Below are 14571 nucleotides of genomic sequence, written 5' to 3' on the forward strand. Positions count from 1 at the left end.
GTGTCTTCCTGACTGATCGATAATGCGATCTGATGAAGTCCGACAACACGGTCACGATCACGAAAATCATTGAGAGTGCACCCGACTGGCCCCTCGCGGGCGATATGGGTCTTGGCGACCAGCTTGATCAGCGCCGGGTCGCACTCGTCAATCTTTTGCTCGTCGGGCGATAGCGCCAACCGAGTCTTCTTGCCCCGGCGGATGAGCGTTGACGGCACCGACACGAGCGCTGGCTCAATCGCCGTTTCGGTAAGGACACTTTCAGCCGGGCATCGCGATTGTCGCTGACATAATAGCGATAGCGCTTGCCGGTGTTGGTGCCGTGGGAGGGCGGCCTCCACCGCCCGAAACCATCACAGACCTTGTCGATCAGCAGGCTCGGCTCGCCAGCATGAACACCGTCGGCATGGTTGCTGCGAATTTGCGCGCTTATCCGTCTCCCGGGACCGATCGCCTGGAGGCTTGACAGCTTTCAGGATTAAAATATTATGCGAACAATAATTCGATATACGAAAATTCATGCGGTTAATGCATGGGTCGATTCTCATCAGGACGCATGCGCTTTGTGTCAGCGCGTCGGCACAGGTTTCAATTACGGGGGGAGGCTATGAATATGTTGAAGCGGCCTATGCTGATCGCGGTCTCGGGCGTCGTACTCATGGGTGGCGCCAGCGCCGCCGGGGCGCAGAATGCGGCGCCTTCGGCCGCTACCGACGGCGGTGGGCTGGAGGATATCGTCGTCACGGCGGAACGCGTCGAGAGCAGGACGCAGAAGTCCGCCCTCAGCATCACCGCGGTGGAGGGCAATGCGCTTGATCGCGCCGGCGTCACCAAGGTGACGGACATCGTCAAGCTGATCCCCGGCCTGGAGATCGCCTCCGCCGGCACGCTCACCCAGGTCTATATCCGCGGCGTCGGCGCAAATGCTTCGAGCTCCTATGCCGAGGGGGCCGTCGCGGTGAACCTCGACCAGGCCTATATCGCGCGTCCCACCGCCATCGGTGGCAGCTTCTTCGATCTGGAACGGGTCGAGGTGGTGAAGGGGCCGCAGGGCACCCTCTATGGCCGCAACGCCACGGGCGGCGCGATGAACATCGTCACCAGGAAGCCGAAGCTCGGCGAGTTGTCGGTCGAAGGCCTGGTGGAAGTCGGCAATTACGACGCGTTCAAGCTGAATGCGGCCATCAACGTGCCGCTGTCCGACGTCGTCGCGGCCCGTGTCGCCGGCCAATATGTCAAGCATGACGGCTATCTGAGCGACGGTTACAACGACGACGACAGCCTGTCGCTGCGCGGCCACCTGCTGTTCGAGCCGTCCGACGACTTCAGCATCCTGCTGTCCAGCGACTATTACCGGCAGAAAGGCATGGGGCAGAGCTACACCATCGCCTCGCAGAAGGGCGACTGGATCGGGCCGAGCGATCCGCGCTCGCAGGCGCTGTTCAGCGCCGCCGCGGTCGGCCGTTATGGCCCGGCGCTCGGCAACCTGATCCCGCTGCCGCAGGGCAATGGCTATGTCGACAACGACACGATCGACGTCCGCGCGACGCTGACCTGGAATCTGGGTTTCGCCGACCTGACGGTGGTGCCCGACTATCGCCGGTCGAAGGTCGACACCATCTTCTATCCGAACGGCGTGCTGGGCGCGATCGACGATGTCGCCAAGCAGCGCTCGCTGGAAGCCCGCCTGTCGAACAAGAGCGACCGGCTGACCTGGGTGGTCGGCGGCTATTATTTCCACGAGACCCAGGACACCTTCTATTCCTACACCCAGGGCCTGTTCAATCAGGAGGTCTATGCCGACCTCGACAGCAAGAACTTCGCCTTCTTCGGTCAGGCCACCTACAGCATCACGCCGGAGCTGCGCCTGACCGGTGGCGCCCGCTACACCAAGGAAGACAAGACGCAGCGCGGCACGGTCTTCTGTTCGTCGCTGTTCTGCCCGGTGCCGAACGTGCGCGTGCCCTTCACCGGCGACCTGTCGTTCGACAATATCTCGTGGAAGGTGGGCGCCGAATTCGACGTCGGTCCGCGCTCGATGGCCTATGCGAACATTTCGCGCGGCTACAAGGGCGGCGGCTTCAGCCCGATCGTCGCCCCGAACACCTTCGGCACCGAAAAGCTGACGGCCTATACGATCGGTATCAAGAACCGCTTCCTCGACAACCGGCTGCAGCTCAACATCGAGGGCTTCTACTGGGATTATATCGGCCAGCAGGTCGGCTTCCTGTCCTCGGGCCAGGTCGCGCCGGGCGTGCTCGGCAGCGTCTTCGTCACCGAGAATATCGGCAAGTCGACGATCAAGGGCCTCGACATGGACGTCGCCTTCCAGGCCACCAGCGGCATCCGGCTGGGCGCGCGGATCGGCTATCTGGACGCGACGGCGGACGATTTCGTCTATACCCCGGCGTCGGTGCCGTTCAGCGCCTGCGCCATCTCGGGCGCTGCACCGCGGGTGAACGTCAACTGTTCGGGCCGCACGCTTCCGCGTTCGCCGAAATGGTCGGGCACGCTGACCTATGACCAGACCATCGACCTGCCGAACGACGGCGCCGTGCTGATCAACGTCTCGTCGCGCTTCTCGACCAGCTATTGGGGCTCGATCTTCTACCTGCCCGAGCACAAGCAGGACAGCTACACGCGGACCGACCTGTCGCTGACCTACATGGCTCCCGGGAAGCACTGGTCGCTCGGCGCCTTCGTCAACAATATCGAGGACAAGGCGGTCCTTACCGTGGCCGGCACCTTCTCGCTGGCGCGGGTGGACTATGTGAACCTGCAACCGCCGCGTACCTATGGACTGCGCGCGACGGTCAACTTCTGACCGGCGGGCGGTAGGGGCTTCGGCCCCTCCCGCATGATCTTGAGAGGGGTGGACGATGGATGATGAGACCATGCACGGCGCGGGCCACGGCTGCGCGATCTGCCAGGCAGGATCTGGTCACGTCCACCCCCACGACCATGGCGAGGGTCCCGATCGCCGCCTGATCCTGGCGGCGCTCGCCGGAGGATCGGCCATGGCGATGCTGCCGGCCCGTGCGGCTGTCGCGCGGACGGCCCGCCCTGCCGCCCAGCGCCGCGGCCCGTTGATCCTGGAACCGAGCCTGACGCTGGTCTGGAAGGAGGGCAAGGCCGAGATACTGCGCGACCATTCGATCGTGATCGAAGGCGACAGCATCGCCCGAATCGTCGAAGGCCGCGTTCCCGGCCGCGATGAGCGGATCGCGATGCCGGGCCAGTTGCTGGTTCCAGGCCTGATCTCCGCCCACACCCACACCGCCTGTGGCTCCCCGACCCGCGGGCTGATCGAAAGCGGCGGGCGATCCTATGCCCGGCCGCTGGTGATCATGGACGGTCTCGACGATGCCGATCTCGATGCGCTGACCGCCTATAATCTGGCCGAGCTTCTGCGCGGCGGCTGCACCACCCAGGTCGAACAGTCGGTGTCGCTGAAGCAGGCGCAATCCTATGTCCGCGTCGCGCGCCGCTGGGGCGTGCGCGGCTTCCCGGGCGGCATGGTTCCCGGCTGGACGCGGCTGATGCCGATCTGGCGTCGCAAGGACGACAAGGTCCTGTTCGACAGCGTCGCCGACACCTTGGCGGAGATCGACGCCAACCTGGCCTTCGCCCTGTCGGTCAACGGCGCCGAGGGCGGCCTGATCCGCCCGATGATGACCCCGCACGGTCCGGAGACCCATACGCCCGAAACGCTGCGCGCGGTCGCCCAGGCGGCCCTGAAACTCGGCAACGGCATTCATACCCATTTGGCGACCGGTGCGGCAGATTCCGAGCGGATCCGCGCATTGTGGGGCAAGGGCCCGGTCCAGTGGATCGAGGAATTCGGCTTCTACGAGCAGAGGCTGTTCGGCGCGCACATGACCGGCTGGGATGCCGCCGGAGACGCGCCCTTCCTCGCGAAGAAGCCGCTGTTCACCTTCGCGCATTGCCCGTCGGGCGCGGGGGCCGGATCTGGCCAGGCCAACCAGCCCTTTATCGAAGCGCTGGGATCGGGCATCAACAGCGCGATCGGCATCGATACCCATTCGAACGACATGGTCGAGAACATGAAGCTCGCGCTGCTCTATGGTCGCGCGCGCTACGATCTTCTCGCCAAGACCTCGCCGGTGCCGGTCAAGCGGCCGACGGTGACCGACATGATCGCCGCTGCCACGATCAATCCCGCCAATGGCCTCGGCCGTTCGGACCTCGGCCGGATCGCGGTCGGCGCCAAGGCCGACCTCACCTCGATCGACCTGTCGGGTTTCCTCACCGGGCCGGGCTTCGCGCCGCCCGAGCCGCTCAACAACCTGCTCTACGCCAACGGCTTGTCGGTGCGGAACGTGATGACCGGCGGCCGGCTGCAACTGCGCGACGGCCATCTGGTCGTGGACGACGAGGCGCAGGTGATTGCGCGCGGCGCGGCGGTGGTGCAGCGCATCTGGCGCCAGTTGACCGAAGAGGGCTGGTTCGCCTGATCAGTCGCCGCCGAGGTCGTCGGCGCCGCGCCATGGGCGCCGTCCGATATCGAACGTTCCACCCTTATGGAGGCCTTCATGGCGAAAGTGCTGGTGCTTTACTATTCGAGCTATGGTCATATCGAGACGATGGCGGGCGCGATCGCCGAAGGCGCGCGGGCGGCGGGCGCCGAGGTCGACATCAAGCGAGTACCGGAAACGGTGCCCGAGGAGATCGCCAGGGCCGCCTATTTCAAGCTCGATCAGGCTGCTCCCGTCGCCAGCATCGACGATCTGCCCGGCTATGACGCGATCATCATCGGCACCGGCACCCGCTTCGGCCGTATCTCGTCGCAGATGGCAGCTTTCCTCGACCAGGGAGGCGGCTTGTGGGCGCGGGGTGCGCTCAACGGCAAGGTCGGCGGCGCCTTCACCGCCACCGCCGCCCAGCATGGCGGGCAGGAGGTGACCCTCTTCTCGATGATCACCAATCTGCTGCATTTCGGCATGATGGTGGTGGGCCTGCCCTATAGTCATGGCGGCCAGACCCGGCTGGACGAGATCGTCGGGGGATCGCCCTATGGCGCGACCACCATCACCGGCAGCGACGGTAGTCGCCTGCCGAGCGAGACCGAGCTGGAAGGCGCGCGCCACCAGGGCGAACTGGTCGCCAGGGCGGCGATCAAGCTGTTCGGCTGAAGATGATGACGGGGCGGGCGGCCGAGGTGCCGCCCGCTGTCTTACAGGCCGGCGCTGCGGATGAAGTCGGCCAGCAGCATGTTGAAGGCCTGCGGTGCATCGGCATTGCAGAGATGCCCGGCGTCCGCCAGTTCGGCCCGCCGGCCGCGCGGCAGGGCACGCGCCGCGGCATCGCCCACCGATCGTCGCCATTGTGTGTCGCGTTCGCCGGTCACCACCAGCGCCGGCGCCTCGATCGTGCCGATCCGGGCGATGTCCGGCCCGGCCGGTGGCGGGGGCGCCAGCAGGTCGCGCCCGTCATAGTCGGCCAGGATCGCGGCAGCGGCAGGGGTGTCGGCCACCATCGGATGCGCCTCCCAGGCCCGTCGCATTGCCTCGATCGAGCCGGCGGCGACGAGCGCGCGATAGCGTTCGACGGGCACGTCCTCCTCGGACGCGGGGAGGTGGAAGCCCGCCACCGGCGCCCCCACCAGGACCAGGCCGGCAAGCCGATCATGATGGTCCAGGGCGAATTGCAGCGCGACGCGGCCGGCCTGCGACTGGCCGATGAGCACCGCGCGCTCGATCGACAGCCGGTCGAGCACCGCGATGAGATCGTCGGGCTCGCGGCCGAGATCGGGCGGGGCGGTGGCAACGCCGAAGCCGCGCCGGTCGATCGCGATCAGCCGGTGGTGGTCTGCCAACGCGTCGTCGCGGAGCTGCGGCAGCCAGATGCGATGATCGAGCGACCAGCCGTGCAGGAAGATCAGCGCGGACGTTCCCGCGCCCCGGACGACGAGCGGAATGGCACCGCCATCGACCGCGACCGAGAATGACCCCGCGGCTTCCCGGGAAGAGCCCGACATGGCCGAAGCCACGGCCCGGTTCAGCGGAACATGTTGGTGGAGGCGTGGTCCCCGGCCAGCCAGTTGCGCAGCGTCTCGTGCGCCGTCTCGCGCAGCTTCGACGCCATGGCGACCGCTTCGGGCGCGTCGTGGGTGAATTCGATGATCATGCCGTTGGGATCGGTCACATAGACCGATCGGCAATAGCCATGTTCGAGCACATAGGTGTCGGGCGCGGCGATGCCGGCCTTGGCGATCCGTGCCTCCAGTTCCTGCTGGGTAGCCTGGTCGACGTTGAGCGCGATGTGGCGGAAGGGGGAGGGGGCGAGCTCCGGACCGAACAGCGCCTGATCCTCGGGGTCGACAAACTGGAAGAAAGCGAGCGCACTGCCGTCGGCCAAGCCGAAGAAGCAATGGCAATAGACCCGCTCCCGGCCGAACAATTCGTCCCGCTCGGCCCAGGTCTGGGTCAGCGGAAAGCCCAGTACGTCCTCATAGAAGGCACGGGTCGCCTCCATATCGTTCGTCACGAAAGCCGTGTGGTGCAGCCGGCTCGGAATCTTGGCAGCCATGATCGCTCCCCCAATGAATGATGCGTGAGGAAACTAGCAGCTTAATTTTCCATGATATACGAAAATATTTTCGTATATCGAAATCAACTCGATTTCAGGGCGTGGAGCAATGTCGGGTAGCGCTGCAACGCGCCCTCCACTTCGCGGGCGGCTTGCTCGAGCAGCGGGCGACGCGTCTCGACCAGTTCGTCCTGGGCGATCCGGGTGGTCAGGGTCGAGCAGTTGATCGCCGCGACGACACTGCGATCGGGGCCGAAGACCGGCACCGCGATCGACACGATGCCATAGTCGAGCTCGTCGAGCGCGGAATCATAGCCGCGCGAGCGGATCGTCTTCAGGCGAGCCCAGAAGGCTTGCGGGTCGACGATGGTCTGGTCGGTGAAGGCCTGCATCTTGGCTTCGGCAAGATAGCGGTCGATCGCCTCGTTCGTCTGGAAGGCGAGCAACACCTTGCCCATCGAGGTGGCATGCACCGGAAAGCGCACGCCGACATGCGCGCCGATCCGGATGCGCCGGTCGGTCGAGGCGTGGGCGACGTACAGCACGTCATGCCCGGCCTGAACGCCCATCGACGAACTGTCGCCGGTCTGGTCGCGCAGCCGCTGCAGGAAAGGATCGATCACCTGGTCCATGCGCATCGACGACAGGAAGGCGTTGCCGAACTCGAGCACCTTGGGGCGTAGCAGGAAGCGGCGGCCGTTCTTGGCGACATAGCCGAGCTGTACGAGGGTGTTGAGACAGCGTCGCGCGACTGCGGGGTTGAGCCCGCTGGCCGCGGCAACCTCACTCAACTGCATCTCCGGATAGCGCTCGTCGAATACCCGGAGGACGGTCAGGCCGCGTTCCAGGGTCGAGAGATATTCGGGATCCTTGCGGCTCGATTCGTCTTCGTTCGACATGGCCAAGCTGTGCAATGCTTTGATGGCGTACGCAAATCGAAACAATCGGCCGCAGATCGGAGGAAATCAGTCCCCGCGCCCGAGGATCGCCCGGTTGTCGGCGCCTAGCAGCGGCGGGGCCTTTACCGTCGTTCGGGCCTTGCCGTCGAAGCTGAGCGGCGATCGGATAGTGCGGAACTTGCCCCCTTCCGGATGCTCCGCGGCCACCTCGATCCCCAGATGGCGGGCCTGGTCGGAGGCGATGATGTCGGGTGGCGAGGCGAGGCGCGAATGGGGAACTTCGCCGACGCGCAGCCGCTCTTCCCAATAGGCCAGCGGGGCCTCGCGGAAGCGCACCGCGAGATGGTCGACCACCTTGTCGTAATTGGCGATGCGGGCGTTGCGGTCGCGGAACTCGGTGCGTTCCATCATCCTGGGTTCGCCTACCGCGACCGCAAGATTCTCCCAGAATTTGGTCGGCGACGACATGTGCAGCGCGATCCAGAGGCCGTCCTGGCATTCGAACACATAGGATTGGGAGACGCTGGGGCGGCTGAACGGGTTCATCAGCAGGTCGGCCGAGAAGTAATGGGTGAAGTCGTCGAGGTTGAAATGACACATCGCCTCGAACATCGAGGTCTCGACGAGGTGGCCCTGGCCCGAGCGGTTGCGCTCCTGCAACGCGGCGAGGATGCCGAGCGCGCCGTAGAAGCCGGTCACCGCGTCGGCGATGGCGGGCCCGACCACCCGTGGGGCGGCCGGATTGACCAATAGCCGGAGGAAGCCGCTGGCGGCCTGCGCTACCGTGTCGAAGGCGGGGCGATCGCGTTCCGGGCCTGACGTTCCGAAGCCCGAGATCGAACAATAGACCAGGCGGGGATTGAGCGCACGCAGCCGCTCGGCACCGACGTTCAGCTTTTCGGCGACGCCGGGCCGGAAATTCTGGATGAATATGTCGGCACCCGCGACCAGCTTGTCGAAGGCGACCAGATCGTCGGGGTCGCGCGTGTCGAGCGTGATGCTGCGCTTGTTGCGATTATAGGTCTGGTAGTGCGCCGCATAGAGGCTGCCCTGATATTCGCGGAAAGGATCGCCGGTGCCGGGCCTTTCCACCTTGATGACGTCCGCGCCCAGATCGGCGAGCAGCATGCCGCAAGCCGGGCCGGTGATGAACGTTCCCATATCAAGGACGACGAGGCCTTCGAGCATTTTGATCCCTTTGGGTGCCCCGTCCGGCTGCCGGAACGGGTTCTCTCAACGACAACATAATTCGCATGTCGAAGAGTTATTCGTCAAACGAATTATGTTGCTTTTAAACGAAGCCCCTCATAGCTACGGCGCAGGGAGATCGGATCATGCGCATTGGGAAACAGGACGCCCCCTTCACCGCCATTTGCGGATCGGATGCGGACAGCATCACCGTGCGGGGGCGCGACCTGTGTGAGGACATCATCGGAAAGGTCGATTTCACCAGCTATTTCTGGTTGCTGGTGGCCGGATCGATGCCCAGCGACGAGCAGCGCTTCTTCGCCGATGCGGTGCTGACCGCGATCGCCGAACATGGCCTGGTGCCGAGCGTGGTGGCGACCCGCATGACGATCGCCGCCGCGCCGGAGGCCTTCCAGGGGGCGGTCGCGGCGGGGCTGCTGGGCTGCGGTTCGGTGGTGCTCGGGAGCGCCGAGGTCGCCGGCCGCTTCTATGCGGCGCTGCTGGAGCGGATCGCAGCGGCGCCGGACGACCGCGACGCCGTCATCGTCGCGGCACTGAGGGAACTTCGCGCGGCCAGGCAGACGGTGCCCGGCTTCGGCCATCCCCAGCATAGCGAGGGCGACCCCCGCGCCCGCAAGCTCGTCGATCTGGCCCGTGGCCGGGGTGCGGCAGGCCCCCATATCGCGTTGCTCGACGACCTGGCGCGCCTGCTGCCCGAGGCGATAGGGCGGGCGCTGCCGCTCAACGTCAACGGAGCGATCCCTGCGGTGATGCTCGATGTGGGCTTTCCGCTCGCCGCGCTCAAGGGCATCTCGCTGCTGGCCCGGACCGCGGGACTCATCGGCCATCTCCAGGAGGAATCCGAGCGGCCGATCGGCTTCATCATGTCCGGCCAGGCGGCCGCGGCGATCAGCTATGACGGGCCGGAGCTGTCCAGCAGCGGTGAATGAGCGACGCGACCGACAGAGATCATCATTTTCGGATGTAGGGAGGACAATGCTCATGATCGGACCGCGTGCCGGCCTTCTGCTCTCGCTCGCGCTTTGCGCCTGGGCGACACCGGTCCAGGCGCTGGACGTCGCGACGGCCAAGCGCAGGATCGATCACAATCTGGATCAGAGCTATCCGGATATCCTCCGTCTCTATGCCGACATCCACGCCCATCCCGAACTCGGTTTCCAGGAAACGCGCACGGCGACGCTGCTCGCCGCGCAGATGCGCAAGCTGGGCTTCACGGTGACCGAGCATGTCGGCGGAACCGGCGTGGTCGCGATCGTCCGCAACGGACCCGGGCCGACCGTGCTGGTTCGAACCGAACTGGATGCCCTGCCGATGGAGGAGAAGACCGGGCTGCCTTATGCTTCGCGCGTTCAGGCGGATTACCGGGGGCAGCCCAGCTTCGTCGCCCATAGCTGCGGGCACGATATCCACATGGCTTCGTGGGTGGGCACTGCCCGTTCCCTGATGGCGATGAAGGACCGTTGGCAGGGCACGCTGATGTTCATCGCCCAACCGGCCGAGGAAACGGTGGGCGGCGCGCAGGCGATGCTGAAGGACGGGCTGTTCGAGCGTTTTCCCAAGCCCGACTACGGGTTTGCGCTGCACACCGGGCCCTATGCCGCCGGCCAGGTCCTCTACCGGGCGGGCGTGCTCACATCGAACGTCGACAGCATCGCGATTACCTTCAAGGGGCGCGGGGGCCATGGCTCCAGCCCGGACAAGGCGATCGATCCGGTGCTGGTCGCCGCGCGCTTCATCGTCGAAGTGCAATCGGTGGTCAGCCGCGACAAGAATCCGCAGCTTCCCGGCGTGGTGACGATCGGCGCCATCCAGGGTGGAACGGCGGGCAACATCATCCCCGACGAGGTCAGGGTGGAGGGCACGATCCGGAACTACGACCCACAGGTGCGGGCGAAGCTGGTGGCCGGGGTCGAGCGTGTCGCGCGTGCGGCCGCGATGATGGCCGGCGCGCCGGAACCCGATATCAAGATCGGCGATGGATCGGACTCGGTCGTCAACGAGCCCGATCTAACCGACCGGACGGCGGCGGTGTTCCGAGAAGCCTTCGGTCCGAACGCGATTCCGAAAACGGATTTCATCTCGGCGAGCGAAGACTATTCGGCTTACGCGGCGGCTGGCGTGTCGCACTCGCTCTTCTTCGAAATCGGCATCTATGACTCGGCCCGGGTGCAGGCCGCCAAAAATGGCGGACCGCCGCTGCCCTTCAATCATTCACCCTATTACGCCTCGGCTCCCGAGCCGACGATCCGGACGGGCGTGGAGGCGATGACGCTGGCGGTGCTGAACATACTCGGAAATTGACGCGCGGAACGGGCCGTATCTCGATGATTGCGTCCCACCGCCGGGAGCCTCCTCCGTCGGACAGATCGCGGCGGCAGTTCTGATTTTCATCAAGCTGGCTCGGCTGCATCAAGAGGGGACCGACCACCGTTCGGGAAGCTCCGATCGATCAGGCTCGGACGGCGTCGAGCATCTGGCTGCTTGCCAGATAGTTGCGTGGCGAGGAGCCGGTCCAGCGGCGGAAGGCGTGGCGGAAATTGGCGCTCTCACTGTAACCCAGCCGCTCGGCGATCGATTCCACCGTCATCTCGCCGCCCATCACATATTGTAGGGCCAGGCTGCGCCGCTCCTCGTCGACGATCCGCATGAAGCTGACCCCGCGATCGGCCAGCCGCCGGCGCAGCGTGCGTGCCGAGAGATGCAGGCGCGCGGCGACGTCGCTCAACGACGGGGCGTCGTCGGTCGCCGTGTTGACCAGCCGCCGCACGCTTTCCAGCAGCCGATCCTCGACCATGTCGCGGATGGTGCGAATGCAGGCGCGCATCCAACGGGCATGGCCGGCGACGCAGCGGCCGGGCAACGGCATGGTTGCGGACGGGCCGGGTACGCGGATTTCGAACATGTCGCCCTCGATCAGTTCGACCCGATCGGCCAATATCAGCGATCGTGCGAAGCTGGCGATCCAGCGGGGTGGGGCGACGAGGCGGACGGTCCTGTCGGTGCCGTCGAGAAGCTGGACGAGAAACAGCGCGACCTTGGCCGCGTCAAGCGGCAGCAGCGCGTCCCGAGCCGCCGCGTCGATCCCGGAGAACGGCCGGAACAGCACCACGCCGTCGCCCGAGCAGGAGGCGAGCACCAGCTCGTGTCGCAGGTTCAGCAGCGGGGCGATCGTGTTCATCGAGGCGAGCGCGACCCGCAGCGTCGAGGAGGTGAGGATCGCCGATCCGGCCTGGCCGTAGCGGCCGAGCGGCTGCGACACGCGGTCGATCAGCGCGGGGCCGGCCGCGTCGGCGGCGATTCGCGCCTGGTCCATCAGCGACAGGCCGGGGCCGCCGTGCGCGTCCGTCGTCTCGTCTGCGATCAGGGTGCGCATCAGAGCGACATCCGGGCCGGTGAAGACCGCATCGCCGGCGGTGAGTTGCATCTGCTGAGCCCAAGCGGTCATCTCGCTCTCCATAAGTCTTATGACATAATTTTTATATGTCATGTGTACTACAATATGCGAAGTTACCGACCAAATCAAAACCGCTTGTTCTCACGCCGAAATTGCAGGGAAATCTAATTAATATATTGAAAAATAATGATATTATTTGATATTCGGCAGCCGTTTTGGTGACTCCTCGACACCAGTCGGTCGGCGATGTCTCCAAAATGAGATCGATGGCAAACGGCCACTGCGCACATGTTCAGGAGGATAGGGCGGTTGCTAGGCCCCGTCGGGCGAGGCGTTCCGGGAGTGTCGGCTGAACGAGCCGACGGCCTGGCCGGCCCGGTCATCGGAAGGGAAATCGGCAATGGCGAACAACATCGACGCGCCCATATTATTGATCGGCGGTTCCGGCGTGGTGGGCAGCATCACCGCGACGATCTTGCGCCGGATGTATCGGGATTTGCCGATCGCGATCGGCGGCCGCGACATCGCCAAGGCCGAGGCGGTCGCGAGCGGCATCGACGGCGCCGTGGCGGTGCAGGTCAATCTCGAGCGGCCCGACCTGGGCCTGTCGCCTGATCGGCGCTTCAGCGCCCTGGCGCTGTTCGTCAAGGACGACTGGCTCCACGCCGCCGCGGAGGCGCAGGCGCGGCGCATTCCCTATCTCAGCATCTCCAGCGGGGCCTTCGAGATCGCTCCCGAGGTCGCGCTCCACATTCGAAACCCCGGCGCGGCGGCGATGATGCTGTCGAGCCAGTGGCTGGCGGGCGCCGCGGTGCTGCCGGCTCTGCATGCCGCCAGGGACTATGCCGCGATCGATTCGATTCGGGTCACCGCGCTGCTCGACGAGCGGGACATGGGTGGGCCTGCAGCCTATGCCGATTATGAGCGCATCACCGGCCACGCACCTTTTGCGATGATCCGGCACGACGGCGACTATTTCTGGGTCGGCGGCGAGCTCGCCGAGTCGACCCTAGTCGACTCGGCGGGGCGCGAGGTGCCGGCCCAGGCCTATTCGCCGCTCGACTCGGTCAGCCTTGCGGCGGCGACCGGCGCGGCCTCGGTCCGGCTCGATCTCGCGATCGGCGAGACGCCGGCGCGCCGGGCCGGCGACCATCATTCGACCGAGATCGGCATCGAGATCGCCGGCACCGGCAAGGATGGCGTGCCGCGGCGCAGCGTCCACCGGATCGTCCATCCGGCCGGCCAGGCACCGCTGACCGCGCTGTTCGTGGCGCTGGGGCTCGAAGGCCTGCTGGGCCTTGCGAGCGGAACTCCGGCCACGCCGGGCCTCTATCTGCCCGAGCGGCTGATCGACCCGGAGGATGCGGTTCGCCGCCTGGCCGAGTTCGGTGCCGATTTCAGCCAGGTCGCTGCCTGAAGCCCCCGTCCGGATCGATACGGACATTGTTGGACGCCGCGGCGGCGTCAGGTGAGGAGACGCGGAAATGAGCTTGTCTTCGAAGGAGCCGGTGCTCTTCGTCGGTTATGGACCGGTCGGCAGCGAGGCGGCGCGCAGCTTGCGCCGGCTCTATCCCGACCTTCCCTTCGTGATCGCCGGACGGCGGCTGGAAAAGGCGCAGGAACTGGCGGCCGAGGTCGGCCATGCCGAGGCGATGACCGCCGACATCATGACGCCGGGGCTGGGTCTTCCCAAGGGGAAGCGCTTCAGTTGCTTCATCCCGATGATCAAGGATCGCGCCCTGTACGGCATGACCCTGGCCGAGGAACAGCATATCCCCTACGCGGCCTTCTCCGAATATGTGTACGACTTCGCGCCGTTCATCGCGCGGCACATCCACAATCCGAAAGGGGCCCCGCTGCTGCTGCTCGGCCATCTGCACGGCGGATCGATGCCGGTCGCGGCGCTCGAGCTCGCCAGGGGTTTCCGATCGATCGACAGGCTGACGGTCAGCGCTATCTTCGATCCGGTCGATTTCGGCGGAGGCGGCTCCGCTTCCTCGAACATGGTCACCGGCAATTTCGGCGTGCCGTCCTACCTCGTCCGGCGCGACCGCAAGTGGGAATGGCGCCGCAACGGATCGGAGGCGTTGAACATCACCAGCAGCGACGGCCGCACGCTGCCTGCGCATGGCTTCGCGCTGCCCGACGTCATCACCCTCGCCAATGAGACGGGAGCCCGGTCGGTCGACATGGCCTTTGCGCTCGACAAGACCGCGCGCTCCTTCCGGGGCGAAGGCATCTCGCATGAAATATCCGTGGAGATCGAGGGCGAACGGCATGACGGCGTCCACGCCCGCGAGCGCTACGAACTGGAGGACGAGGCGGGCTATGCGGCGATGAGCGCGCGCGGGGCCGTCCTGTGCATGGAACGGATGATGGGTCTGGCCGGCGGCCCGCCGGTCGGCCCCGGACTCTACAATCCGGAGACGCTGCTCGATCCCGCCCATGTCGTGAAGCGGATGCAGCAGTTCGGCACGAAGATACGCAAGCTCTGAGCCGCACCGACCGCGCCGCCGCTTT

13 protein-coding genes are annotated in these 14571 nt (G+C 65.8%); 8 read left to right on the forward strand and 5 right to left on the reverse strand.

What is annotated here, in order from left to right; all coding sequences use genetic code 11:
• The first annotated feature begins 32 nt into the window (after positions 1-32).
• From HRJ34_RS25760 to wrbA, 4 genes are all read left to right on the forward strand, one after another.
• A complete protein-coding gene (locus tag HRJ34_RS25760; RefSeq protein WP_208632845.1) occupies positions 33-173 on the forward strand; it encodes a hypothetical protein in 141 nt (46 codons plus the stop codon).
• 440 nt (positions 174-613) lie between these two features.
• Positions 614-2824 (forward strand): TonB-dependent receptor, encoded by a 2211-nt coding sequence (locus HRJ34_RS25765; RefSeq protein ID WP_208632846.1) that lies wholly within the window; start codon positions 614-616, stop codon positions 2822-2824.
• Positions 2825-2879: 55 nt separating this feature from the next.
• The gene (locus tag HRJ34_RS25770) at positions 2880-4475 is read left to right on the forward strand and encodes an amidohydrolase family protein (protein ID WP_208632847.1); all 1596 of its coding nucleotides are present in this window, start codon (positions 2880-2882) and stop codon (positions 4473-4475) included.
• 78 nt (positions 4476-4553) lie between these two features.
• A complete protein-coding gene (wrbA, locus tag HRJ34_RS25775; protein WP_208632848.1) occupies positions 4554-5153 on the forward strand; it encodes an NAD(P)H:quinone oxidoreductase in 600 nt (199 codons plus the stop codon).
• 41 nt (positions 5154-5194) lie between these two features.
• On the opposite strand, the gene HRJ34_RS25780 is transcribed toward wrbA, so the two are convergent.
• From HRJ34_RS25780 to HRJ34_RS25795, 4 genes are all read right to left on the reverse strand, one after another.
• Positions 5195-5998, reverse strand: coding sequence for an alpha/beta fold hydrolase (locus HRJ34_RS25780; protein ID WP_208632849.1), 804 nt, complete (start codon positions 5996-5998; stop codon positions 5195-5197).
• Positions 5999-6018: 20 nt separating this feature from the next.
• Complete coding sequence (locus HRJ34_RS25785) at positions 6019-6549, reverse strand: VOC family protein (protein ID WP_208632850.1); 531 nt, start codon at positions 6547-6549, stop codon at positions 6019-6021.
• An 83-nt stretch (positions 6550-6632) separates the two neighbouring features.
• A complete protein-coding gene (locus HRJ34_RS25790; RefSeq protein ID WP_208632851.1) occupies positions 6633-7448 on the reverse strand; it encodes an IclR family transcriptional regulator domain-containing protein in 816 nt (271 codons plus the stop codon).
• 66 nt (positions 7449-7514) lie between these two features.
• Positions 7515-8636 (reverse strand): CaiB/BaiF CoA transferase family protein, encoded by a 1122-nt coding sequence (locus HRJ34_RS25795; protein WP_208632852.1) that lies wholly within the window; start codon positions 8634-8636, stop codon positions 7515-7517.
• 146 nt (positions 8637-8782) lie between these two features.
• On the opposite strand from HRJ34_RS25795, the gene HRJ34_RS25800 reads away from it, so the two are divergent.
• On the forward strand, positions 8783-9586 hold the full coding sequence (locus HRJ34_RS25800) for a citryl-CoA lyase (RefSeq protein ID WP_208632853.1): 804 nt from the start codon (positions 8783-8785) through the stop codon (positions 9584-9586).
• A 46-nt stretch (positions 9587-9632) separates the two neighbouring features.
• Entirely contained in the window at positions 9633-10958 is a 1326-nt protein-coding gene (locus HRJ34_RS25805) for an amidohydrolase (protein WP_208632854.1), read from the forward strand.
• Positions 10959-11106: 148 nt separating this feature from the next.
• Here the strand turns inward: HRJ34_RS25805 and HRJ34_RS25810 are convergent, their stop codons facing one another.
• The gene (locus HRJ34_RS25810; protein ID WP_226948956.1) at positions 11107-12102 is read right to left on the reverse strand and encodes a helix-turn-helix transcriptional regulator; all 996 of its coding nucleotides are present in this window, start codon (positions 12100-12102) and stop codon (positions 11107-11109) included.
• 349 nt (positions 12103-12451) lie between these two features.
• On the opposite strand from HRJ34_RS25810, the gene HRJ34_RS25815 reads away from it, so the two are divergent.
• Positions 12452-13468 (forward strand): NAD(P)-dependent oxidoreductase, encoded by a 1017-nt coding sequence (locus HRJ34_RS25815; protein WP_208632856.1) that lies wholly within the window; start codon positions 12452-12454, stop codon positions 13466-13468.
• Positions 13469-13535: 67 nt separating this feature from the next.
• Complete coding sequence (locus HRJ34_RS25820) at positions 13536-14546, forward strand: hypothetical protein (RefSeq protein WP_208632857.1); 1011 nt, start codon at positions 13536-13538, stop codon at positions 14544-14546.
• The last annotated feature ends 25 nt before the right edge of the window (positions 14547-14571 follow it).

This window comes from Rhizorhabdus wittichii, from assembly GCF_017607425.1.
GTDB classification, from domain to species: Bacteria; Pseudomonadota; Alphaproteobacteria; order Sphingomonadales; family Sphingomonadaceae; genus Rhizorhabdus; species Rhizorhabdus wittichii.